Annotated in this window: 22 protein-coding genes and 1 tRNA gene; 15 read left to right on the top strand and 8 right to left on the bottom strand. The window is 64.1% G+C overall.

Translation table 11 applies throughout. The annotated features are described in order from the left end of the window. Nucleotides 1–185: 185 nt before the first annotated feature. The 5 genes from L0U81_RS13005 to L0U81_RS12985 all read left to right on the top strand — a co-directional run bounded on the left by L0U81_RS13005 (nt 186) and on the right by L0U81_RS12985 (nt 4,962). Entirely contained in the window at nt 186–1,352 is a 1,167-nt protein-coding gene (locus tag L0U81_RS13005) for a radical SAM protein (protein WP_233803244.1), read from the top strand. 58 nt (nt 1,353–1,410) lie between these two features. Further along, nucleotides 1,411–3,642, top strand: coding sequence for a lysylphosphatidylglycerol synthase domain-containing protein (locus tag L0U81_RS13000; protein WP_233803242.1), 2,232 nt, complete (start codon nt 1,411–1,413; stop codon nt 3,640–3,642). 120 nt (nt 3,643–3,762) lie between these two features. Beyond that, nucleotides 3,763–4,101, top strand: a complete 339-nt coding sequence (locus L0U81_RS12995) for an ArsR/SmtB family transcription factor (protein ID WP_233803240.1) — start codon at nt 3,763–3,765, stop codon at nt 4,099–4,101. Then, nucleotides 4,095–4,529, top strand: a complete 435-nt coding sequence (locus L0U81_RS12990) for a YeeE/YedE family protein (RefSeq protein WP_233803238.1) — start codon at nt 4,095–4,097, stop codon at nt 4,527–4,529. The genes L0U81_RS12995 and L0U81_RS12990 overlap by 7 nt, the downstream gene beginning before the upstream one ends. 1 nt (nt 4,530) lies before the next feature. Further along, nucleotides 4,531–4,962, top strand: a complete 432-nt coding sequence (locus L0U81_RS12985; protein ID WP_233803236.1) for a YeeE/YedE family protein — start codon at nt 4,531–4,533, stop codon at nt 4,960–4,962. A gap of 114 nt (nt 4,963–5,076) precedes the next feature. Here L0U81_RS12985 and L0U81_RS12980 read toward each other — a convergent pair whose 3' ends face one another. Together L0U81_RS12980 and L0U81_RS12975 are read right to left on the bottom strand one after the other, a co-directional pair. Further along, complete coding sequence (locus L0U81_RS12980; RefSeq protein WP_233803234.1) at nt 5,077–5,367, bottom strand: hypothetical protein; 291 nt, start codon at nt 5,365–5,367, stop codon at nt 5,077–5,079. Nucleotides 5,368–5,517: 150 nt separating this feature from the next. Further along, on the bottom strand, nt 5,518–6,213 hold the full coding sequence (locus L0U81_RS12975) for a glycine zipper 2TM domain-containing protein (protein ID WP_233803232.1): 696 nt from the start codon (nt 6,211–6,213) through the stop codon (nt 5,518–5,520). A gap of 320 nt (nt 6,214–6,533) precedes the next feature. Here L0U81_RS12975 and L0U81_RS12970 point away from each other — a divergent pair, with 320 nt between their 5' ends. Then, a complete protein-coding gene (locus L0U81_RS12970; protein ID WP_233803230.1) occupies nt 6,534–6,743 on the top strand; it encodes a heavy-metal-associated domain-containing protein in 210 nt (69 codons plus the stop codon). Between the two features lie 187 nt (nt 6,744–6,930). Here L0U81_RS12970 and L0U81_RS12965 read toward each other — a convergent pair. The 4 genes from L0U81_RS12965 to L0U81_RS12950 all read right to left on the bottom strand — a co-directional run bounded on the left by L0U81_RS12965 (nt 6,931) and on the right by L0U81_RS12950 (nt 11,332). Next, nucleotides 6,931–7,007 (bottom strand) — tRNA-Met (locus tag L0U81_RS12965). Nucleotides 7,008–7,092: 85 nt separating this feature from the next. Continuing rightward, a complete protein-coding gene (locus L0U81_RS12960) occupies nt 7,093–8,751 on the bottom strand; it encodes an MFS transporter (RefSeq protein WP_233803228.1) in 1,659 nt (552 codons plus the stop codon). Between the two features lie 229 nt (nt 8,752–8,980). Then, nucleotides 8,981–10,519: a sensor histidine kinase gene (locus L0U81_RS12955; protein WP_233803226.1), complete on the bottom strand. Its 1,539-nt coding sequence runs from the start codon at nt 10,517–10,519 to the stop codon at nt 8,981–8,983. 9 nt (nt 10,520–10,528) lie between these two features. Further along, a complete protein-coding gene (locus tag L0U81_RS12950) occupies nt 10,529–11,332 on the bottom strand; it encodes a response regulator transcription factor (protein ID WP_233803224.1) in 804 nt (267 codons plus the stop codon). A gap of 253 nt (nt 11,333–11,585) precedes the next feature. Between L0U81_RS12950 and recA the strand changes: the two genes are divergently transcribed. From recA to L0U81_RS12910, 8 genes are all read left to right on the top strand, one after another. Further along, complete coding sequence (gene recA / locus L0U81_RS12945; protein WP_233803222.1) at nt 11,586–12,662, top strand: recombinase RecA; 1,077 nt, start codon at nt 11,586–11,588, stop codon at nt 12,660–12,662. A 7-nt stretch (nt 12,663–12,669) separates the two neighbouring features. Then, nucleotides 12,670–13,446, top strand: a complete 777-nt coding sequence (gene recX, locus L0U81_RS12940; RefSeq protein ID WP_233803220.1) for a recombination regulator RecX — start codon at nt 12,670–12,672, stop codon at nt 13,444–13,446. Nucleotides 13,447–13,574: 128 nt separating this feature from the next. After that, the gene (locus L0U81_RS12935) at nt 13,575–14,249 is read left to right on the top strand and encodes a DUF2889 domain-containing protein (protein ID WP_233803218.1); all 675 of its coding nucleotides are present in this window, start codon (nt 13,575–13,577) and stop codon (nt 14,247–14,249) included. A 55-nt stretch (nt 14,250–14,304) separates the two neighbouring features. After that, the gene (sucC, locus tag L0U81_RS12930) at nt 14,305–15,474 is read left to right on the top strand and encodes an ADP-forming succinate--CoA ligase subunit beta (RefSeq protein ID WP_075302690.1); all 1,170 of its coding nucleotides are present in this window, start codon (nt 14,305–14,307) and stop codon (nt 15,472–15,474) included. A gap of 112 nt (nt 15,475–15,586) precedes the next feature. Continuing rightward, a complete protein-coding gene (sucD, locus tag L0U81_RS12925; RefSeq protein ID WP_062124510.1) occupies nt 15,587–16,468 on the top strand; it encodes a succinate--CoA ligase subunit alpha in 882 nt (293 codons plus the stop codon). A gap of 163 nt (nt 16,469–16,631) precedes the next feature. Then, entirely contained in the window at nt 16,632–17,336 is a 705-nt protein-coding gene (locus L0U81_RS12920; RefSeq protein ID WP_233803216.1) for a TerC family protein, read from the top strand. A gap of 156 nt (nt 17,337–17,492) precedes the next feature. After that, nucleotides 17,493–18,068: a pilin gene (locus L0U81_RS12915; protein ID WP_267956680.1), complete on the top strand. Its 576-nt coding sequence runs from the start codon at nt 17,493–17,495 to the stop codon at nt 18,066–18,068. Between the two features lie 151 nt (nt 18,069–18,219). Beyond that, nucleotides 18,220–20,004, top strand: coding sequence for a PglL family O-oligosaccharyltransferase (locus L0U81_RS12910; protein ID WP_233803214.1), 1,785 nt, complete (start codon nt 18,220–18,222; stop codon nt 20,002–20,004). A 53-nt stretch (nt 20,005–20,057) separates the two neighbouring features. Here L0U81_RS12910 and L0U81_RS12905 read toward each other — a convergent pair whose 3' ends face one another. Both L0U81_RS12905 and moaC read right to left on the bottom strand, forming a co-directional pair. Further along, nucleotides 20,058–20,408 carry a nucleotide pyrophosphohydrolase gene (locus tag L0U81_RS12905; protein ID WP_233803212.1) on the bottom strand — a complete coding sequence of 117 codons (351 nt, stop codon included), beginning with the start codon at nt 20,406–20,408 and terminating at the stop codon, nt 20,058–20,060. Between the two features lie 31 nt (nt 20,409–20,439). Beyond that, nucleotides 20,440–20,919: a cyclic pyranopterin monophosphate synthase MoaC gene (gene moaC, locus L0U81_RS12900; RefSeq protein ID WP_233803210.1), complete on the bottom strand. Its 480-nt coding sequence runs from the start codon at nt 20,917–20,919 to the stop codon at nt 20,440–20,442. Between the two features lie 187 nt (nt 20,920–21,106). Here moaC and L0U81_RS12895 point away from each other — a divergent pair, with 187 nt between their 5' ends. Beyond that, entirely contained in the window at nt 21,107–22,831 is a 1,725-nt protein-coding gene (locus L0U81_RS12895; RefSeq protein ID WP_233803208.1) for a M48 family metalloprotease, read from the top strand. Nucleotides 22,832–22,848: the final 17 nt, after the last annotated feature.

Raw genomic sequence — 22,848 nt, 5'->3', positions numbered from 1 at the left:
TCTGGAAGGAAGCCTGCCAGGTCCTGCATCCTTGATGCGCGTTGGAACCTCCGCAGAGAACTGGCCGGGCTGGCTCATGACGCTATTCTCGCAAGAGAAGGAGGCGGCAACAAACCCGGAGCGCTTTAGTGGCGTGTATCCTACGATGGTTCTTGCCGAATTCGTCAGCAGACCGCGAGGGCTTCATGGATACGACAGAGCGGACCATCAAGTGGCGCAATCTTCCGCGCGTAGACGCTGTCGGAAGCGAGCCAAGGAATCCACTTCCTGCGGTCTGTGACGTATCGGTGACGAACGTTTGCAACGCCGCATGCGACTTCTGCGGGTTCTCGCGCGAAAAGAACCTGGCGGGCCCGCGTCGCTATCTCGATCCTGATGAGTTCGCGCGTGCGCTGCCGATCCTGCGCAGACGCCGGATTCGTTACATGACGCTGCAGGGAGGCGAACCGCTGGTTCACCCCGAGATCGCATCGCTCGTGGCGTCAGCCACCAAGGCCGGCATCCAGTGCGGCGTGATCACGAACGGCTGGTTTCTCCCCCGCCACATCAAGGAACTGGCGGCGGCTGGCCTCAAGCGTCTTCTGATTTCCATCGATAGTGCGGACATGAGTGAGCACGAGCGCAACCGCGGCCTGCGCGGTCTGGAGGCTCGCATCCGCGAGGGTATCGCTCAGGCGCATAGCTTCGGCATCGAGGTCTGCGCATCGATTACGGTGAGCCGTCTGGTCCGTTACGAATTGCTTCCCGAGACACTCAACCGGCTTGGCTTCGATAGCGTCGTTTTTTCCTATCCACGACGCGAGGCGTTCGGTTCCACATCGCTTGTTTACGACGAAAAATCGACGCTCGTCGATCTCAGCCCTGACGAACTGCTCGAAGCGTTGAGCGCAATCGCGCGCCTCAAAAAGCATTTTCGTGTGATGGACCCGAGCGCTGCGCTGGCCGAGGTCGCGCGGTTCGTGCGCGGCGAACAGCAACTGATCCCCTGTATCGGTGGCAGCAAGTATTTTTATATCGACTGGAACCTCGATATCTGGCGTTGCGAGGCGTGGCCTGAGCCGATGGGCTCCGTCTTCGACCTCGACCGGCTGCCCGACAATCGGGAGCCCTGCAATGCCTGCATGATGGGGTGCTACCGCCATGCCAGTGTCCTCATGCATGGCGCCATTGCAGTGACTGACTCGGCGTACGCGCTCGGCAGGGGCGAGTTTCGCGCTGCTGTCAGTTCGTTGTTCCAGCGCGGCGTTGCGTATTCCCTGTGGGCGCTCGCCGTTGAGGAATTGCCTCGGGCGTCGCTGGCCTCGTTAGCAGGACGGCCCGGCGCACGCAGTTTGGCGCCGCAAAACGAATAAGCTCGATCTACCGCAACCGGGGTTACTGGCGGGAGAGTGTCTGCCTGTAGGAGGTCGTTTGTTCGAAACTCAAACAGACATTCCCGCGCTGAAGAATAGCCGGAGTATTGCGATCGGTACGGTCGTCGTTACTTCCTGTGGGCTCATCGCAGCCGTTGTGCTGGTCGTCGCCAACGATGCAACACTCGTGCTGCATGCCATAGCCCGCGTCGGTTGGGGCATCGCCGCCATCGTGGCGATTCGCGCCGGCATCATGGGGTTGACCGGCGTAGCTTGGGGCTGTCTCGTTCGCCCGCTGACGCAGCGGGGTTTCGGGCTGTTCGTATTCCTGCGCTGGGTGCGAGAGGCGATCAACGTGTTGCTTCCGGTCGCGTCGTTCGGTGGCGATCTGATCGGCGCGCGGCTGCTGACCTTCTGGGGTGTGGCTGGCGGTCTTGCTGGCGCATCAATTCTTGTCGACCTGCTGATTCAGGCGTTCGCCCAGTTCCTGTTTACCGTTGCGGGGTTCGGGCTGCTCGTTGCGGACGGCCGTGCAGGCGCGATCGCACAGTGGCTGGCGACCGGCCTGCTGATCGCAGCGGCGGCGCTCGTCGGCTTCTACGTCGCACAGCGCTTCAGCCTGTTCGATCTGGTCGAGCGCGGCATGCTCGCGGCAGCCCGCTGGTTGAAGGCATCGTTCGGCAGCGAGATCCGGCTGCACGACAACCTGCAGCGCATCCACGCGAACAGGTTGGCCATGCTGGGTGCCCTCTTCGCCCACCTGGCGGCCTGGGTCTTCGGGGTCGCGGAGATATGGATCGCGCTAACGTGCATGGGTGCCGAGCCAACCATCGCGCAGGCGCTGGTGCTGGAAAGCATCGGCCAGGCGGTGCGCGATGCGGCCTTCCCCGTGCCGGGCGCCATCGGCGTTCAGGAGGGCGGTTTCCTGCTCCTTGGTCACATCTACGGGCTGCCTGCGGAGATAGCGCTTGCGCTGTCGCTGGTCAAGCGGGTACCCGACGTCGCGCTGGGGCTGCCCGGGCTACTGGCCTGGCACCTCACGGAGACGCGGCGCTTGCTGTTGCGCCGCCGGGTGGGGGCCGCGTCGGCCGACGTAACCGCATCACATGGTCATGCGCAAGTTCGTTTTGCCAACGAACAGCCGACAGGATCTAAGATCGATATCCAGGTTAAGCCAGCAATGACCGTTCCGCTGTCACCGGATCGGACATCGGAAAGCAGCAAGCCCGTCAACTCGTGGAACGAGTGGGACCCGCTCGAAGAGGTCATCGTCGGACGGCTCGACGGAGCGGTCATTCCTCCATTCCACGTGACCGTCACCTTCGACGTGCCGAGCTTCACCGCCAGACTGCACCGGGTCTTTGGGGGCCGGCGCTATCCGAAGTGGATGATCCATCGGGCGACCAGGGAACTCGAGGAGTTCGTCCGCATCCTGGAAGGGGAAGGTGTAACCGTTCGCCGGCCCGCCGTCGTCAACCATCGCGCCCGCTTTCGCACGCCTTCGTGGTCCAGCCGTGGCTTCTGCGTGTCCTGCCCGCGTGACGGATACCTGGTGATCGGCGACGAGATCATCGAAACGCCGATGTGCTGGCGTTCCCGCTACTTCGAGGGCGACGCGTACCGTGCGCTATTCAAGGAGTACTTTCGCAGCGGGGCCCGCTGGGTCTCGGCTCCGCGGCCGCAGCTGACCGACGAGCTATTCGATTACGACTACCGCATCCCGGGGGCGGCTGAGCCGTTGCGCTACATCATCACCGAGTTCGAGCCGGTGTTCGACGCCGCCGATTTCACGCGCTGCGGCCGCGACCTGTTCGTCACCCGCTCCAACGTCACGAACCGGGCCGGCATCGAATGGCTCCGGCGCCATCTTGGCGATGGCTTTCGCATTCACGAGATTGAAACCCGTTGCCGTCAGCCCATGCATATCGATTCCAGCTTTAGTCCATTGTGTCCGGGCAAGGTGCTGGTCAACCCGGACTATATCGACGTTGACCGGCTCCCACCGATTCTGAAGAGCTGGGATGTACTGGTCGCCCCACGCCCCGATCCGGTCAAGGGGATCATGTCGAAGGCCTCGATGTGCAGTCCCTGGACCAGTATCAACACGTTGATGCTCGACGAAAACCGGGTGATCGTCGACGCGTCCCAGGTGTCGCTGATCAAGGCGTTCAGGAACTGGGGGTTCGAACCGATTCCGTGTGCGTTCCTCAGCTACGGGCCGTTCGGCGGCGCCTTCCATTGTGCGACCCTCGACATCCGTCGGCGCGGCACACTCCGGTCATACTTCTGAGTTGTGGCTGGGTTCAGCTGGCATTGCGTGCGGCCATGAAGCCTGGAAGGATCACCCAATTCACAAGTAGATATTATATGTTTTAGTATAATATCTACTTGTGAATTGAATGACCGCCCCATGGACCCATCTCACCCCACCATCGACCTTGCCACCATGCAGGCCGCCGCGACGAACGCCTGCGCGCTACTCAAGGTGCTCGCCAACCCGGACCGCCTGCTGCTGATGTGCCGCCTCTCCCAAGGAGAACTGTCTGTTAGCGAACTCGAGGATGAGCTCGGCATCCTGCAGCCGACCCTATCCCAGCAGCTGGGCGTGCTTCGCGAAAACGGCCTGGTGGCCACACGCCGCGAGGGCAAGAACATTTTCTATTCGGTGGCGAGTCCACAGGCGCTCGCCGTCATGGCCGTGCTTTATCAACAGTTCTGTACCAATCCTTCAGGGGACGAATCATGCTGATTGACCTTGCCCATTTCACACCCGGTCTCTCGCTGGCCGGCGGGCTCATCATCGGGCTGGCAGCCGCCGTGCTCGTGCTGTTCAACGGTCGCATCGCCGGCATCAGCGGCATCTTCGGCGGCCTGTTGAGCCTGCCGCGCAACGATATCGGCTGGCGCTTCGCGTTTGTCGCAGGCCTCATCATCGCTCCTGTGATTGCGGGCTTGCTTGGCAAGCCTGCAATTGCGGATATCGAGGCGAGCTGGGGCATCGTCCTGGCTGCAGGCTTCCTGGTGGGGCTTGGCACCCGCTATGCCAGCGGCTGCACGAGCGGCCACGGCGTGTGCGGCCTTTCGCGCGGCTCGCTCCGTTCGCTCGTCGCCACACTGACCTTCATGGCGGCGGGCTTTTTGACTGTTTTCGTGCAACGGCACCTGATTGGAGGCTGACATGGCAATCCTCACAGCACTGCTTTCGGGCCTGATTTTCGGCATTGGCCTGATGGTCTCTGGTATGAGCAACCCGGCGAAGGTGCAGGGCTTCCTTGATATCGCCGGTCGTTGGGACCCCTCACTCGCGTTCGTGATGGTCGGCGCCATCGTCGTGGCTTCGCTGGCGTTCTTCGTCGCGAGACGCCGCAAGCGCTCGTTACTAGGCTTGCCAGTGCAGCTTCCGGCAAGCACGGCGATTACGCCAAGGCTTGTCCTCGGTAGCGCCGCTTTCGGTATCGGTTGGGGCCTGGCGGGCTTTTGCCCGGGGCCCGCGCTGGTCGCACTCGGTGCGGGCTACCCGAAGGCCATTGGATTCGTCGCAGCCATGGTGGCGGGTATGGCCGTCTTCGAACTCGTCGAACGGACGAAATCGGGCATGCAACGGGCGTAAGCAAGGTACACGGTAACGGGTCGCCGCTGGTCGCAGTGGGCCCGGGTGGCGCGCGGGGATTGTGCGCCGTCGGTGAACCACTGCGTGAGCGGACGCGGCTTTTGACGGGCCGGTTTACTGCTCGTCGTCATCTCCATGGTGATGCTTGTACCACCCACGGTGATGACCGTTGTCATGCCATCGGCGCTCGTCGCGGTAATCGTCGTGATAGCCGTATCCGTAGCCATAAACTGGAGCCGGCGCGTAGACCACCGGAGGTGGCGCTTCGTACACGACCGGGGGTGGTGCGACATACACGGGTCCAGGAACGCCCAGATAAACGCCTATATCCGCGTGAGCGAAAGCCGCGCTCGAAGTACAGACAGCGGAAATTCCCACTGCGAGAAGAAGGGTGGTGCGCTTCATGGAGTTCTCCTTTTCTGCCCGCTTCTGGCGGGTGCCAGACAAAGACGAACGGCGCTGATTGTGGGGCTGCCAGACCGCAGAAGATACAGTCGGGTTGTCAATTCTGTAACCGGCAGTAAGCGTAAAGGTCCCGCCGGTTTTGGAGGCTGACTACGACGCGCTCAGGGAGTCGCCCGAGACATGAACGCGCTCACCGACCTGGACCGGTGGCTGCGTCGAATAGTTGAAGTTCCGGTAGCTGCCGTCCTGCATCCTCACCTGCACCTGGTAGCTCGTCGCCTTGCGTACGGCATGCTCGATGCCATTGCCCGCAAGGCCGCCACCGACGGCGCCGGCGATCGTTGCCAGAACGCGACCGCGTCCTCCGCCGACCTGATTTCCCAGCAGCCCACCGGCGACGGCCCCGCCTACGGCCCCGAGACCCGTTGTCGGCTCGGGTTCCTGGAGTGTATTGACGGCGACGACTTCGCCGACGTTCGGGTCAACGGCGACTGGCCTCGGAGCGGGTTGTGCCGACGACGGATATGCGTCGTTGTTCGCATACCTCGGGGGTTGCTCAGTTGACGCGCTATGGTGATGTTGGACGCGCGGTTGGGCGGGCGCTTCCTCCCGGGTCACACGCTGTTCAACGTTCGGTTGCGGCGAAGCGACCGGTGCGCTGGCGATTTGTGCGGCGACCGGTAGAGCTTGCGTTTGAGGGGCCGTCACAGCTCGGGACGTCGGAAGAACGCCCGTCATCGCCGCGATACCCGTAGCGCTGGCGAGGATGACCGCCACGGCTGCGCCAGCGACCAAAGGATGAATGCGACTACGCTGCGGTGAACTGGGAGTCAGGTTGGTGTTCATGTCGCGCTCCGTTGATGTGTGTCAGCAAGAACGCCGTGATCGACACAGCGGTGCACCGGTCCGGTGTGAGATTTGTAAGCAGTTGTAGTGCTCTACGGAGGGTTCGAAGGGAAGTGTCCTCGTGGGCAGACCATAGAAGAGTCGAGGACTGCATCGCGTCAGGTTGCGTTCTTTTTTGCGGGTTTTTTCAGCGTCTCGTTCTCGCTGGGGCAAATCGTCTCGACGGCGACTCACCGCATCCGGTCTTCTCATCGTCCACTTGACCATGCCACCGTGGGAAGCTTCATGCTTAAGTTACTTGTCACTCAATGGAGGTTCAAATGGAATTCGAGGTAAAGGATATGTCCTGTGGAGGCTGCGCCAGCGCGATTACGCGCGCGGTCACGAACGTCGACCCTGCGGCCAGGATCGACGTTGATATCTCAAGCAAAATCGTGAAAATCGATTCCGTGCTGCCGCCCGAGCGGCTGGCCGCCGCCATCGAAGCAGCGGGATTTCATCCGGCGGTCAGTCCGTCCACGGCGGATTGACCGTCAAAGCTCAAATGCCGTTTCCCTTTCACGCATGGAGATTTGGCATGCGGCGTGTAGCACCCGATGTTTCGAAGAAGCGTCGCATCGAAAATTTAGATGTGTAGTGCGCCTTTTCCGGCGCATTGGCGGTGGTTCAAAGCAAAAAAGCCGCTGTCCTTGTGGGACAGCGGCTTTTTCTTGAAGCTGGTGGCGAATCAGGGACTCGAACCCCGGACCTGCGGATTATGATTCCGTCGCTCTAACCGACTGAGCTAATTCGCCGAAAGAAGCGAGATTATGCTGGGGCAACCGTAGGCTGTCAACCCTGTCGCACAACTTTTTCGATTAGCCTTGGCCATCGAGCCGCTCAATCCCTCGCGTAGATATCCGAGTCCTTGGTTTCGCGCACGAACAGCATGCCGATCACGAACGTGGCCAGCGCGATCACGATCGGATACCAGAGCCCCGAGTAGATGTTGCCGTTCGCCGCGACGATCGCGAACGCGGTCGCCGGCAGGAAGCCGCCGAACCAGCCATTGCCGATGTGATACGGCAGCGACATCGACGTATAGCGGATGCGCGTCGGGAACATCTCGACCAGCATCGCCGCGATCGGCCCGTACACCATCGTCACGTAGATCACGAGGATCGTCAGGATCACGATGGTCATCGGCCAGTTGATCTGCGCCGGGTCGGCCTTCGGCGGGTAGCCGGCGGCCTTCAGCGTCGCCGCGAGCGTCTTCTCGAAGGTCTTGGCTTGCTCCTTCGCGTCGGCGGCGCGGCCGTCGAACGTGTTGACGACCGTATCCCCCACGCGGATTTGCGCAATCGTGCCGGCCGGCGCCGCGACGTTGTCGTAGTTCAGGCCGGCGCGCGACAGCGCGCCCTTGGCGATGTCGCACGAGCTTGTGAACTTCGCCGTGCCCACCGGGTTGAACTGGAACGAGCACTCAGCCGGATCGGCGATCACGACGATCGGCGACTTCGCGGTCGCCGCTTCGAGCGCCGGGTTCGTGTAGTGCGTGAGCGCCTTGAACAGCGGGAAGTAGGTCAGCGCGGCGATCAGCAGGCCGGCCATGATGATCGGTTTGCGGCCGATCCGATCCGACAGCGAGCCGAAGAACAGGAAGAACGGCGTGCCGATCAGCAGTGCGATCGCGATCATGATGTTGGCGCTCGCACCGTCGACCTTCAGCGTCTGCGTAAGGAAGAACAGCGTGTAGAACTGGCCCGTGTACCACACGACAGCCTGGCCGGCCGTCAGGCCGAGCAGCGCGAGAATCACGACCTTCAGGTTCTTCCACTGGCCGAATGCTTCGGAGAGCGGCGCCTTCGAGGTCTTGCCCTCGGCCTTGATCCGCTCGAACACCGGCGACTCGTGCAGTTGCAAACGAATCCACACCGACACCGCGAGCAGCACGATCGACGCGATGAACGGAATGCGCCAGCCCCATACGCCGAACGCGTCTTCGCCCATCGTCGTGCGCACGCCGAGAATCACGAGCAGCGACAGGAACAGGCCAAGCGTCGCGGTGGTCTGGATCCACGCGGTGTAGAAGCCGCGGCGCCCCGCCGGTGCGTGTTCGGCCACGTAGGTCGCGGCGCCGCCGTACTCACCGCCGAGCGCGAGGCCCTGCAGCAGGCGCATCGCGATGAAGATCACCGGCGAAGCGATGCCGATCGCCGCATAGCCGGGCAGGAAGCCGACGAGGAACGTCGACAGGCCCATGATGACGATCGTGATGAGGAACGTGTACTTGCGCCCGACCATGTCGCCGAGCCGGCCGAACACGATCGCGCCGAACGGCCGCACCGCGAAGCCCGCCGCGAAGCTGAGCAGCGTGAAGATGAACGCCGCGGTCGGATTGACGCCGGAGAAGAAGCTCTTGCTGATGAAGGCCGCAAGCGAGCCGGCCAGATAAAAGTCGTACCACTCGAAAACCGTACCCAGCGACGATGCGAAGATCACCCGCTTCTCATCGCGCGTCATCGGCGCGTGCGAGTATTGCCCGCCAACAGTAGCCATATGCCGTCTCCAATATTGATATACACGCGGATCGCCGGTACAGGCGTCCCCGTGCAACCGATTATTGGAGCGGAAACTTACGGCGTTCTGACTCGACTGCATAACCTGGGGTAGTCCGGTATGACGGTGAATCGGCGCTCAATTTCAGATAATGCGCTGGTATGTTCGTGCAACTAGCGTCGAAATATCTCAAAAATGAGCCGCCGTCGCCGCTGGCGATCTGACCGCGTTAGGGTAAGTCCCGCCCCCGTTCGAGCACGTCCAGGCTGACACGCACAAGCGTACCGGCGAGCCGCGGCGAGTCTTGGTAGACGTTGTCGTCGATGACGAGCTCGCCGCCGTGCATCGCCGTGATCTCGCGCACGATCGCGAGACCGAGGCCGCTGCCGTCTTCCTCGCGGCCGAGAATCCGGTAGAACCGCTCGACCACGCGCGAGCGCTCGCTGACCGGAATACCGAGCCCGGTGTCCTCGACTTCCAGATGCACGCGCCGCGCGGCCGTATCGTGCCGCACGCGCACGGTGATGCGGCCGCCCGCCGGCGTATAGCGGATCGCGTTGTCGATCAGGTTCGACAGCATCTCGCGCAGCATGACCGGATTGCCCGCGACTTCGACCGGCTCGCCGGGCGCTTCGTAGCCGATGTCCATCTGCTTGGCGAGCGCGGCCTGCACCCATTCACGCACCGCGCTGCGCGCGAGTTCGCCCAGCTCAACCGGTGTAAAGATCTGTCCCGACCGGCGGTTCTCCGCGCGCGCGAGCGCGAGTAGCTGCGTGACGAGCCGCGCGGCCTGCCCGGAGCTCGCCGCGATCTGTTCGAGCGAGCGATGCACCTCGGCCGACACGTTCTGGCGCAGCGCGAGCTCGGCCTGAGTGCGCAGGCCGGCGAGCGGCGTTTTCATCTGATGCGCGGCGTCGGCGATGAAGCGCTTCTGCAGCTCCATGTTCTGTTCAAGGCGCGTGAGCAGATCGTTGAACGACGTGACGAGCGGCTCGATTTCCGGCGGCGCGCGGCGCGCCTCGAGCGGCGACAGATCGTCCGGCCGGCGCGCGCGGATGTGCGCCTGCAGCGCATGCAGCGGCTCGAGCCCGCGCGACAGCCCGAACCACACGAGCAGAATCGCGAGCGGCAGGATCACGAACTGCGGCAGGATCACGCCCTTGATGATGTCGTTGGCGAGCTGGCTGCGCTTGTCGAGCGTTTCGGCGACCTGCACGAGCACGGGCTGCGCGCCCGGCGTCTGCGGAAATTCGACGGTTGTATACGCGACGCGAATGTCGTTGCCGCGCAGCACGTCGTCGCGGAATTCCACAATGCCGGGTTGCGGGCGGTCCTCCTCGTGCGGCAGCGGCATGTCGCGCTCGCCCGCGACGAGCTCGCCGCGTGTGCCGAGCACCTGGAAGAACACGCTGTCGACGTTGTCGGCGCGCAGGAAATCGCGCGTCGACTCGGGCAGCGCCAGCTCCGCGACGCCGTTGACCGGGTGGATCTGGCGCGCGAGCACGTAGGCGTCGGTTTCGAGCGCGCGGTCGAACGGTCCGTTCGCGATCGACTTCGCCACCAGATACGTGACGGCGAGGCTCATCGGCCACAGCAGCAGGAGCGGCGCGAGCATCCAGTCGAGAATCTCGCCGAACAGCGAGCGCGGACGCGCTTCGGCGGCGGCTTCGGTTTCGTCGGGCGGGGCGAACGGATTGGCGTAGCGCGCGTCGCGCGCCTCGTCGAGGTCCGCCGCGTGCGCCGTGGCGCGATCAGCGCGTGCGGACATCGCTGGCCTCTATTTGTAGTGGTGGCTCGCCGGCATCGCGGCGGACGGCGGCGCGCTGGGCGATTGTGTCGCTTGCGCCGCCTGCTGCTCGGAGCCGGCGGGCGCGTTCGCGGTTGCGCCTGGCGCCGGGCTCGCAGTCGCCGGCGGCGCGGCCTTTTCCAGGCAGTAGCCCAGCCCGCGCACGGTGATGATGCGCACGCCGCTCGGCTCGATCTTCTTGCGCAACCGGTGCACATAGACTTCGATCGCGTTGTTGCTGACTTCCTCGCCCCATTCGCACAGATGGTCGACGAGTTGCTCCTTCGAGACCAGCCGGCCGATCCGTTGCAGCAGCACCTCGAGCAGGCCGAGTTCGCGCGCGGACAGATCGATCACCTGGTCGTTCACGTAGGCGATGCGGCCCACCTGATCGAACGATAGTGAGCCGTGCCGCACGACCGTCGGGCCGCCACCCGCGCCGCGCCGCGTCAGCGCGCGCACGCGCGCTTCGAGTTCGTTCAGCGCGAAGGGCTTGGCCATGTAGTCGTCGGCGCCGAGGTCGAGGCCTTTGACGCGTTCGTCGACGCTATCGGCGGCGGTCAGGATCAGCACGGGCAGGTTCGAATTGCGCGCGCGCAGGCGGCGCAGCACCTCGAGCCCGGACATGCGCGGCAGGCCCAGATCGAGGATCAATAGGTCGAACGTCTGCATTGACAACGCGGTATCGGCTTCCACGCCGCTTTTGACGTGATCGACGGCATAGGCCGATTGGCGGAGTGATCGAACCAGACCGTCCGCGAGTATGCTGTCGTCTTCGGCTATCAGAATTCGCATGATGCGCCAGCCTGGCTTTGCCGGCACCGTGGGGTTCGCCCCGGCGCGCAGCGGTCTCCGAACATTATTGTGAGTAGTTGGGGCAGCGCGACAGCAAAAATGCGCGTTCGCATCACAATCGCGCTTGCCAAGACTACTGTTTTTTTATACAGTGTCTGCGTTTCGTGTGATGTCCTGAAGACTCCGCCCAATCTGGTGGTATCTCGGGCATACACCTGCCTCAGACGCCGTTCATCATAGCAAAGGACGATTCATGGAAGAAAGCAAGAAAGGCTCGGCTGGACTGACTGCTGAAAAGAGCAAGGCCCTCGCCGCCGCGCTCGCGCAGATCGAAAAGCAGTTCGGCAAAGGGTCGGTCATGCGGCTCGGCGCAGGTGAGGCAGTCGAAGACATCCAGGTGGTCTCCACCGGGTCGCTCGGCCTCGACATCGCACTGGGCGTCGGCGGTTTGCCGCGTGGCCGCGTGGTCGAAATCTACGGTCCGGAGTCGTCCGGTAAAACCACGCTGACGCTGCAGGTCGTCGCCGAAATGCAGAAGCTCGGCGGCACCGCGGCGTTCATCGACGCGGAACACGCGCTGGACATTCAATACGCGGGCAAGCTCGGCGTGAACGTCGCCGACCTGCTGGTCTCGCAGCCGGACACCGGTGAACAGGCGCTCGAAATCGCCGACGCGCTGGTGCGCTCGGGCTCGATCGACATGATCGTGATCGACTCGGTCGCGGCGCTGGTGCCGAAGGCGGAAATCGAAGGCGAAATGGGCGACTCGCTGCCGGGTCTGCAGGCGCGTCTGATGTCGCAGGCGCTGCGCAAGCTCACTGGCACGATCAAGCGCACGAACTGCCTCGTGATCTTCATCAACCAGATCCGCATGAAGATCGGTGTGATGTTCGGCAACCCGGAAACCACCACGGGCGGTAACGCGCTGAAGTTCTACGCGTCGGTGCGTCTGGACATTCGCCGCATCGGTTCGATCAAGAAGAACGACGAAGTGATCGGCAACGAAACGCGCGTGAAGGTCGTCAAGAACAAGGTGGCCCCGCCGTTCCGCGAAGCGATCTTCGACATCCTGTACGGCGAGGGCATCTCGCGGCAGGGCGAAATCATCGACCTCGGCGTGCAGGCGAAGATCGTCGACAAGGCTGGCGCATGGTACAGCTACAACGGCGAACGGATCGGTCAGGGCAAGGACAACGCACGTGAGTTCCTGCGCGAAAATCCGGACATCGCACGCGAAATCGAAAACCGTATCCGCGAGTCGCTGGGCGTCACCGCGATGGCGGACGCCGTGACCGGCGCCGACGCTGAAGTCGCGGACGAAGAAGAGTAAGCATCACGTGATCCGCAAAGGCCGGCCGTTGTCCGACTCCGGACGCCATCCGGACGGCCCGCGCGAAGCGCCGGATGGATCACCCAATGCCGGCGGCCCATCCGCCGGCGATCCATTCGATCCGTTCGAATCGTTCGACGCACACGACCGCGCTGCGGGCCGCGGCCCGCAGCGTACGCGGTCTGTATCCCCGGCGGCGTCGTCTAGCCTGAATTTCTCCGCGCGCGATTCCACCTCTCCCTCCGAAGTCACCTACACCCGCTCGCGCCGCGAACCCGGCGAAGCGAAGCCTGCGCAGTCCGACGAAGACGACAGCAGAAAATCCCAACGCCCAACCCGTTCGCTGAAAGCGCGTGCGCTCGGCTATCTGTCGCGCCGCGAATATAGCCGCGCCGAACTTGCCCGCAAGCTGAAGCCCTACGTCGAGGAAACCGATTCGCTCGACACGGTGCTCGACTCGCTGGAAGCCGAAAACTGGCTATCCGACTCGCGCTTCGCGGAAAGCCTGGTCCATCGGCGCGCCTCGCGGCTCGGCACGAGCCGCATTCTCGGTGAACTGAAGCAGCACGCGCTCAACCCGGCGCTCGTCGAAGAGGCGAGTGCGCAATTACTCGAAACCGAACTCGCGCGCGCCCAGGCGGTCTGGCGCAAAAAATTCGGCGAGCTGCCGCAAACACCGGCCGAGCGCGCGAAGCAGGCGCGCTTTCTCGCGTCGCGCGGTTTTTCCGGCGCGACGATCGGCAAGATCCTGAAGGGCATCGACGACATGTGGGGCGGCGACTAGCACCCCAGCCTCGGCAGCCGGCAATTGCCGAGCCGTACCCCGTCGCGCGGCCGTGCGCAATCGGGGCTGCCCCAAATACCCGTTATGCTAAAATTCAGAGGTTTTCCAATCCGGCCTTTCCTTCCCGCATGTCGCTCTCCTCGCCCGTGTCCCGTCAGTTGCGCCATCGTCGCGCAATCAGAGCGGAAGCTTACGAGCGAGCCGATGGCCTGTGGGACGTGGAAGCGTGCCTGACCGACGAAAAACCACGCGATGTGGCGCTTGCGTCGGGCGTCCGGCCCAATGGTCAGCCGATCCATGAACTCTGGCTTCGCATCACCATCGATCGCAAGCTCAACGTCGTCGACGCCGAGGCGTCGTCCGACTGGGTTCCCTATCCAGGGTTGTGCCAGGCCAGCAATCCCGCCTACCGTGCCCTCATCGGGCTCAATCTGTTCCATAACTTCCGTCGCGATGCTGCCCGTTTGCTGGCCGGCACGGCCGGTTGCACGCATCTCACCGAGTTGTGCGCGATCCTGCCGACCGCCGCGATCCAGGCGTTCGCCGGCGATGTGTGGGACACCGGTGACCGCGCGGCGGGCGCGAAAGCGGGTTCGGGAGACGAATCGTCTAACGGCACAGGCGAGCATTCCAACGACAAACCGCCATTCCAGCTGGGACGCTGCCACGCGCTGCGTTTCGACGGCGAGGCGGTGCAACAGTTTTATCCGCGCTGGTATGGCCACGCACCGCGTCCAGCGGAGCGCGCGGCCTCATCGGACGACGCGGCGCCCCGCGACCCAGGCGGCACTGCGTCTGCCTGAACGGCGGCAACGGAAACGAAGTTCAATCCAACTCTCAGACTGAAGGGAATCACGCATGAAGATTCACGAGTACCAGGGTAAGGAAATCCTGCGGAAATTCGGCGTCGCGGTACCGCGCGGCAAGCCGGTCTTCTCGGTGGATGATGCGGTCAAGGCCGCGGAAGAGCTGGGCGGCCCGGTATGGGTCGTCAAGGCTCAGATCCACGCAGGTGGCCGTGGCAAGGGCGGCGGCGTGAAGGTCGCCAAGTCGCTGGAACAGGTTCGCGAGTACTCGAACCAGATCCTCGGCATGCAGCTCGTCACGCACCAGACCGGTCCGGAAGGCCAGAAGGTGAACCGCCTGCTGATCGAAGAAGGCGCCGACATCAAGAAGGAACTGTATGTCGGTCTCGTGATCGATCGCGTTTCGCAGAAGATCGTCGTGATGGCGTCGAGCGAAGGCGGCATGGACGTCGAAGAAGTCGCGGAAAAGACGCCTGAGCTGATCCACAAGGTTGCTGTCGACCCGTCGACCGGCCTGAAGGACGCGGAAGCGGACGACCTCGCGAAGAAGATCGGCGTGCCCGACGCTTCGATCCCGCAAGCTCGCGCGATCCTGCAAGGCCTGTACAAGGCATTCTGGGAAACCGACGCATCGCTCGCCGAAATCAACCCGCTGATCCTGACCGGCGACGGCAAGGTCATCGCGCTCGACGCGAAGTTCAACTTCGACTCGAACGCGCTGTTCCGTCACCCGGAAATCGTCGCGTACCGCGATCTGGACGAAGAAGATCCGGCTGAAGTCGAAGCGTCGAAGTTCGACCTCGCGTACATCTCGCTCGACGGCAACATCGGCTGCCTCGTGAACGGTGCTGGCCTCGCAATGGCAACGATGGACACCATCAAGCTGTTCGGCGGCGAACCGGCGAACTTCCTCGACGTCGGCGGTGGCGCGACGACCGAGAAGGTCACCGAAGCGTTCAAGATCATGCTGAAGAACCCGAACCTGACCGCGATTCTGGTCAACATCTTCGGTGGCATCATGCGCTGCGACGTGATCGCGGAAGGCGTGATCGCGGCGTCGAAGGCCGTGTCGCTGAAGGTGCCGCTCGTGGTCCGCATGAAGGGCACGAACGAAGACCTGGGCAAGAAGATGCTCGCTGAATCCGGTCTGCCGATCATCTCGGCCGACAGCATGGAAGAAGCGGCTCAGAAGGTCGTCGCGGCCGCTGCGGGCAAGGCGTAAGCTCCCCAGCGCGTTTACCAGGATTACGAATGGCGGCGCGCGAGCGACGCGGGCGCGCAACATCGCGCCTCGTGGCGCACCCGCGCGACGCCAAACGAACAGAGGTCAATACATGTCGATTCTGATCAACAAAGACACCAAGGTCATCACGCAGGGCATTACCGGCAAGACCGGTCAGTTCCACACGCGTGCTTGCCGCGAATATGCAAACGGCCGCGAAGCGTACGTTGCAGGCGTGAACCCGAAGCGTGCAGGCGAAGATTTCGAAGGCATTCCTATCTACGCTAGCGTCGCTGAAGCCAAGGCTGAAACGGGCGCGACCGTGTCGGTGATTTACGTTCCGCCGGCAGGCGCTGCTGCGGCAATCTGGGAAGCCGTCGAAGCCGACCTGGATCTGGCGATCTGTATCACGGAAGGCATTCCTGTCCGTGACATGATCGAACTCAAGGCCCGTATGCGTGCAGAAAACCGCAAGACGCTGCTGCTCGGACCGAACTGCCCGGGCACGATTACGCCGGACGAGCTGAAGATCGGCATCATGCCGGGTCACATCCACCGCAAGGGCCGCATCGGCGTCGTGTCGCGTTCGGGCACGCTGACGTATGAAGCAGTCGGCCAGCTGACCGCGATCGGCCTCGGCCAGTCGTCGGCAGTCGGTATCGGCGGCGACCCGATCAACGGTCTGAAGCACATCGACGTCATGAAGATGTTCAACGACGATCCGGATACGGATGCCGTCATCATGATCGGCGAAATCGGCGGTCCGGACGAAGCGAACGCTGCTGAGTGGATCAAGGACAACATGAAGAAGCCGGTCGTCGGCTTCATCGCTGGCGTCACGGCGCCTCCGGGCAAGCGCATGGGCCACGCCGGCGCGCTGATCTCGGGCGGTGCGGACACCGCTGAAGCGAAGCTGGAAATCATGGACGCATGTGGTATCAAGGTCACGAAGAACCCGTCGGAAATGGCGCGTCTTCTGAAGGCGATGCTGTAAATCGAATTCGCGTGCCGTAGGCGCGCGTTTTTGATACGCTTACGAAGTCCTTTCGTGAGCGGCGGTCCCGAAAAGCGGGGGAGTGCAGACTCCCCCGCTTTTTTTCGTCCGCGCTTGTGCAGGGTTTCTGTCCGCCCGGCCGACTTTTCTGATTCTTTTTTCCATGCTCGAATTCTTCACGACCCTTCATTGGGGCGCGGTCTTTCAGATCATCGTCATCGACGTTCTGCTCGGCGGCGACAACGCGGTCGTGATCGCGCTCGCCTGCCGCAACCTGCCGCAGTCGCAGCGCATGCGCGGCATCGTGTGGGGGACCGTCGGCGCGATCGCGCTGCGGGTCGTGCTGATCGCGTTCGCGGTCGTGCTGCTCGACGTGCCGTTCCTGAAGTTCGCGGGCGGCGTGCTGCTGCTGTGGATCGGGGTGCGTCTGCTCTCGCCGGCGCACGACGCACATGAGAACGTGAAGCCGGCCGACAAGCTGATCTCGGCGGTGAAGACGATCATCGTCGCCGATGCGGTGATGAGCGTCGACAACGTGATCGCGATCGCGGGCGCGGCCGAAGCCGCGGAGCAGGAGCATCGGCTGGCCCTGGTGATCTTTGGCCTTGTGGTGAGCATTCCGCTGATCGTGTGGGGTAGCCAGCAGATTCTGAAGCTGCTCGATCGCTTTCCGTCCATCGTGCTGTTCGGCGCGGCCCTGCTCGGCTGGATTGCGGGCGGCCTGATCATCAACGACCCGGCCGGCGACCGCTGGCCGATCCTCGACACGCCCGTCGCCGAGTACGGGATGAGCGTCGCGGGCGCGCTGTTCGTCGTGATCGTTGGTTATCTGCTGAAGCGCCGTAACGTGAAACGCGCGGCGGTGTGAGCGTGGGGCCGCCGCGAGCCGCTGCCTAAACCGTGGTGCCGTCCGAACGCAAGCCTGGCCATCCGGCTGACTGTGACGCGCGAGCCTCGCTCGCTACGATCAATGCGCCTGTTCCCGATTCGCGGGCCAGGCGTTTCTCGTATCAGGAGTCTGCCGATGATCGTTACCCCGCTGCCATATTTTCCTTACTCTCAATCCACCCGAGCGTCGCGCCGCTGCGGCGTCGGCTTCACGCTGATCGAGCTGATGATCGTGCTCGCGATCGTCGGCGTGATCGCGGCCTACGCCATTCCCGCGTATCAGGACTATCTGGCGCGTAGCCGGGTCGGCGAGGGCTTGTCGCTCGCGGCATCGGCGCGGCTCGCGGTGGCCGAAAACGCCGCGAGCGGCAACGCGTTCAGCGGCGGTTATGCGTCGCCGCCCGCCACGCGCAACGTCGAGTCCATCCAGATCGACGACGACACCGGCCAGATCTCGATCACGTACACGACGCGCGTCGCGCAGGCCGGTGCCAACACGCTGACGCTGGTGCCTTCGGTGCCGGACAACGCGGATGCCCCGAGCGCGCGTGTCGCGTTGAGCAAGGACGCGGTGCTGGGCGGCGCGCTGACGTGGGAATGCTTTGCGGGCGGCAAGAGCGCGTCGTCGTTGCCGGCGCCGGGCTCGGGGCCGATGCCCATCGAAGCGCCGACGCTCGCCGCGAATCTGGCACCGCCCGAATGCCGTTCGTAAGGAGGCCAACGCGTGAGTGACCGGGCGCTGACCGCAGGAGTCGGAGCCGCAACGTAAAAGGCGGGTTTTGCGCCTATTTCGGCCGGGCCGGCGCACAGTGCAACGAATTTTTTGTATAGTGCGCCGGTTGCTGACGCCCACTGTTGATTCGATGCCGACCCCTTTCGCGCGCTACCTGTCTCTCGTACTGCTGGCTCTTGCGTTGATCCTGCCCTATGCGGTTGCCAACCATACGTATCCGATCCCAACCTTCTACGCCGAATTCACCTCGCTCGCGCTGTATCTGCTGACCGGCGCGGCCGTCGTGCTGCTGGTCGCGACCACGCGGCCGCGCGTGAGCTTCGCGTCGCCCACGGTCGCGCTAGTGCCATTGCTGTTCGGCCTTGTGCTGGTCGTGCAGACGCTGGTGCTGCCGGTCGCGCAACCGTCGATGAACTGGCTCGGCGCGGGCTTCCTGCTGGCCGCATGGATGGCCGTGCACGTGGGCTATGGCTTCACGCGCGTGAAGCTCGATGAAACCGCCTTGCGCTGGGCGGCGGGGGCGCTGATCGTCGGCGGTCTGTTTGCGGTGTTCAGCCAGGTGATCCAGCTGCTTCACCTCGAGACGCGAGTCGCGCCGTTCGTCGTCGCGTATAACGTGATCGTCGAGCGCCGGCCGTTCGGCAACATGGCGCAGGCGAACCATCTCGCGACGTATATCGCGTTCGCGATGGCGGGCGCGCTGTATCTCGTGCAGACGCGCCGCATCGCGGTGCCGGTCTGGCTGCTCGTGTCGACGATTTTCTCAGCCGGACTCGCGCTGACCGTGTCGCGCGGTCCGTGGCTGCAAATGGGTGTGATCGTCGTGGCCGGCTTCTGGATGGCCTTCGCGCAGACGCGCAACGAGCCGCAACTGCGCCGCAGCAACCGTGAATGGCTGGTTCCGATCGCGCTCGGGGTGCTGTTCTTCGTGGTCAATGCGCTGATCCGCTGGGCCAACGTGCGTTATCACCTCGGGCTCGCGCAGTCGGCCGCCGAGCGCTTCCAGGACGCCGGCCAGATCGCGCCGCGCCTCGCGCTGTGGAAATACGGCTGGACGATGTTCAAGGCGCATCCGCTGCTCGGCGTCGGCTGGGGCGAATTCCCGGGCTATCAGTTCGCGCTCGTCAGGCAGCTGGGCGGAGTTGAGATCGCCAACAACTCGCACGACATCTTTATCGACCTGCTCGCGAAAGCCGGCCTGATCGGTCTCGCGATCGTGCTCGTGGGTCTGGTCGCGTGGCTCGTGCGCGTCGTGCGTGCGCCGCAAAGCGCCGCGCGCGTATTCGGCATCGCGCTGATCGGCGTGCTGACGATGCATGCGCTCGTCGAGTATCCGCAGCAGTACATGTTCTTCCTGTTGCCCGCGATGTTCGTGTTCGGCTTGCTCGAAACACGGCCGTTGCGCGTGGTGCCCGCAGGCGTGTCGTTCGGCGCGTTCGCGGTCGTGGTGTTCGGCGGACTCGCCGCGCTGTATCCGGTGTATCGCGACTATGCGCGCGCCGAGGTGCTGTACTACGGCGCGCGTCCGGCCGAGCAGTACGGCGCGGACCCGTCGGTCCTGTTCGGCTCCTGGGGCGAATACGGCCTCGCGACGCTGCAGCCGATGAATCCGCTGAACCTGCAACGCAAGCTCGCGATGCACAAGCAGGCGATCGCGTTGTTGCCGGGCGAGACGGTGCTGCGTCGCTATGCGGTGCTGCAGGCATTGACCGGCGACACCGCGGCGGCGCTCGATACGGTCGAACGTCTGCGGATTTTCGCGGAGGAACTGAAGGACTGGCCCGCACAGCTCGGCTATCTGTACGAGCTCGTCGACGAGCAGAAGTCGCTCGCGGGCTTCAAGGAGCAGTTGGTGAAGCGCTACGGCACACCGGCGGCCGATGCGACGCCGGACGACAACGGCGACGACGATTGATCGTGCTGCGCAAGCTTGGGCGCTTTGGCGCTCAAGCCTGCGCGCCTCGAAGTTCAAAGCTCGGAATACTTCGCGGCCGTGCCTCTCGCCTTGTCGACGGGGTAGCGCGCTTCGTTCAGCTTCAGCTTTTCCGCCGCCGCGTCCACGAGATCGAAGCCCGCGGTATGGGCGACCAGCAGCAGGTACATGAACACGTCGGCGCACTCGTGCCTGAGGTTCGTCGATTCCGCCGGATCGCGAAGCAGCGCGTCGATCTGCGCATCGGTCTTCCACTGGATCGTCTCCAGTAGCTCGCCGGCTTCGATGCCAGTGGAGACGATCAGGTTGCGCAGCGTATGAAACTGCTGCCAATCGCGCGCGTCACGAAACGCCAGTAGCTGCTTGAGCAGTTCGTCGATGGTCATCTTGCTATCCGGATAGTTGTCGAACCGCGCTTCAACCCTGCGCGACCCAATCCCCCGACTTCCCGCCGTGCTTTTCCATCACCTTCACATCGGTGATGACCATGCCGCGATCGACCGCCTTGCACATGTCGTACACGGTCAGCAGCCCGACCTGCACGGCGGTGAGCGCTTCCATTTCGACGCCCGTGCGCCCGAACGTCTCCACCTGAACCGTGCAATGCACGCCCGGCATCTGCTCGTCGAGTTCGAAATCGGCCTTCACGCGTGTCAGCGCGAGCGGATGGCACAGCGGAATCAGATCGGCGGTGCGCTTCGAGGCCTGGATCGCCGCGATGCGCGCGACGCCGATCACGTCGCCTTTTTTGGCGTTGCCGTCGCGGATCAGCGCGAACGTGCCGGGCAGCATGCGGATCGAGCCTCGCGCGATCGCGATGCGCTTCGTCTCCTGCTTGCCGCCGACATCCACCATATGCGCGTCGCCGGCTGCATCGAAATGAGTGAGTTCAGGCATGGTTGGCTCCTTCAGAGGGCGCCTATCATAGCAGTGCGGCGCGGCCTCGAATCGTCGCGCCGACTGGTTACACTTGCGCTGTGTCGTGCTCTGCGTTTTGCCTTGTGCGTGTCCTGCGACGCCTCTGCCCGTTATCTTAGTCCGGGCCGCGGGCGGCGCTTTTCGACTTCGTCTGACGGGCTTCGCGATGCATCCAGAACGGTTCCTCGCTGCAGTGCTTTGCGTCGCGCTCGCGATGCCGCCGGGCGCATTCGCGCAAGCGACCAGCGGGGCGGCCGTCGAAGCGGACACGTCGTCTTCGGAGGCGCCGCTCGTCAGCGGCCCGACCGACGCTTACGCCGATCCGATCCTGCCGTCCGATATCGCGCGCGGCGTGTTCGGCACCTATGGCGGTGCGCAGAGCCGCTTCTCCAACGGCGGCGGCAATGGCAGCACCGCCGGCCGCAGCGACTGGCGCGCACCGATCGCCGCGCAGCAATTGCCCGATCTCGGCAGCGGCGGGGCCGGCTCGCTGACCCCGCAGGCGGAGCGCAAGCTCGGCGAGCGCGTGATGCGCGAGTTGCGCCGCGACCCCGACTATCTCGACGACTGGCTCGTGCGCGACTACCTGAATTCGGTCGCGGCCAGGCTCGCGGCGGCGGCCAGCGCGCTGTACATCGGCGGCTATCGTCCGGACTTCGAACTGTTCGCGGTGCGCGACGCACAGATCAACGCGTTTTCGCTGCCGGGCGGTTTCATCGGCGTGAACACCGGGCTGATCGTGGCGACGCAGACCGAGTCCGAGCTCGCTTCGGTGCTCGGTCATGAGATGGGACACGTGCTGCAGCGGCACATTTCGCGGATGATCTCGAACAGCGAGCGCAGCGGCTATGCGGCGCTCGCCGGTGTGCTGTTCGGCGTGCTGGCTGGCGTGCTCGCGCATAGCGGCGACCTCGGCAGCGCGATCGTGCTCGGCAGCGAAGCCTATGCGGTCGACAGCCAGTTGCGCTTCTCGCGCTCGGCCGAGCACGAAGCGGACCGCGTCGGCTTTCTGCTGCTTGCCGGCGCCGGTTACGACCCGTATGCGATGCCGGCGTTCTTCCACCGGCTCGATCGCGCGGCGATGAACGAAAACGGCGTTCCGGCCTATGCACGCACTCATCCGCTGACGGGCGAGCGCATTGCCGACATGGAAGACCGCGCGCGCCGCGCGCCGTACCGGCAACCGCATCAGGACTCCGAGTACGGCTTCGTGCGGGCGCGTTCCCGTCTGTTGGAGGTCCACTCGCGCAGCGATTACGCGGACGAGATTTCGCGGCTGCGCTCGGAAATCGACGACCGCACCGCGCTGAACGTCGCGGCGAACTGGTACGGCATCGCGTACGGGCAAATGCTGCTCGAGCGCTACGACGACGCGGCGGCGTCGCTCGCGAACGCGCGCGCGACGTTCGTCTCGAGCGCGCGTGACGAAGGCGAGCCCGAGCGCGATTCGGCGAGCCTCGACGTGCTCGCGGCCGACATCGCGCGGTCCGCCGGTCACGCCGACGAAGCCGCGCATCTGGCCGAGTTCGCGCAGAAGCGCTGGCCGCAATCGAACGCCGCGATCGACATTCATATCCGCACGCTGCTGACGCTGCACCGTTTCACCGACGCCCAGTCCCTGGCGAGGCGGGAAACCCAGGCGCATCCCGATCAATCCGCGTGGTGGCTGTATCTCGCGCAGGCGAGCGCGGGCAGTGGCGATGCGTTGACGCAGCATCGCGCGATGGCGGAGAAATTCGCGCTGGAGGGGGCGTGGCCGTCGGCGATCCGGCAGTTAAAGGACGCGCGCGACCTGAAGACGATCGGCTACTACGACCTCGCGACCGTCGATGCGCGTCTGCACGAGATGGAGAACCGCTACAAGGAAGAGCGGCTCGACGAAAAGGGGTAGGGGTGCACGTGAGCGCG

It is taken from the genome of Paraburkholderia sp. HP33-1, assembly GCF_021390595.1.
GTDB lineage: Bacteria > Pseudomonadota > Gammaproteobacteria > Burkholderiales > Burkholderiaceae > Paraburkholderia.
This window is presented reverse-complemented; position numbering and strand designations above follow the sequence as displayed.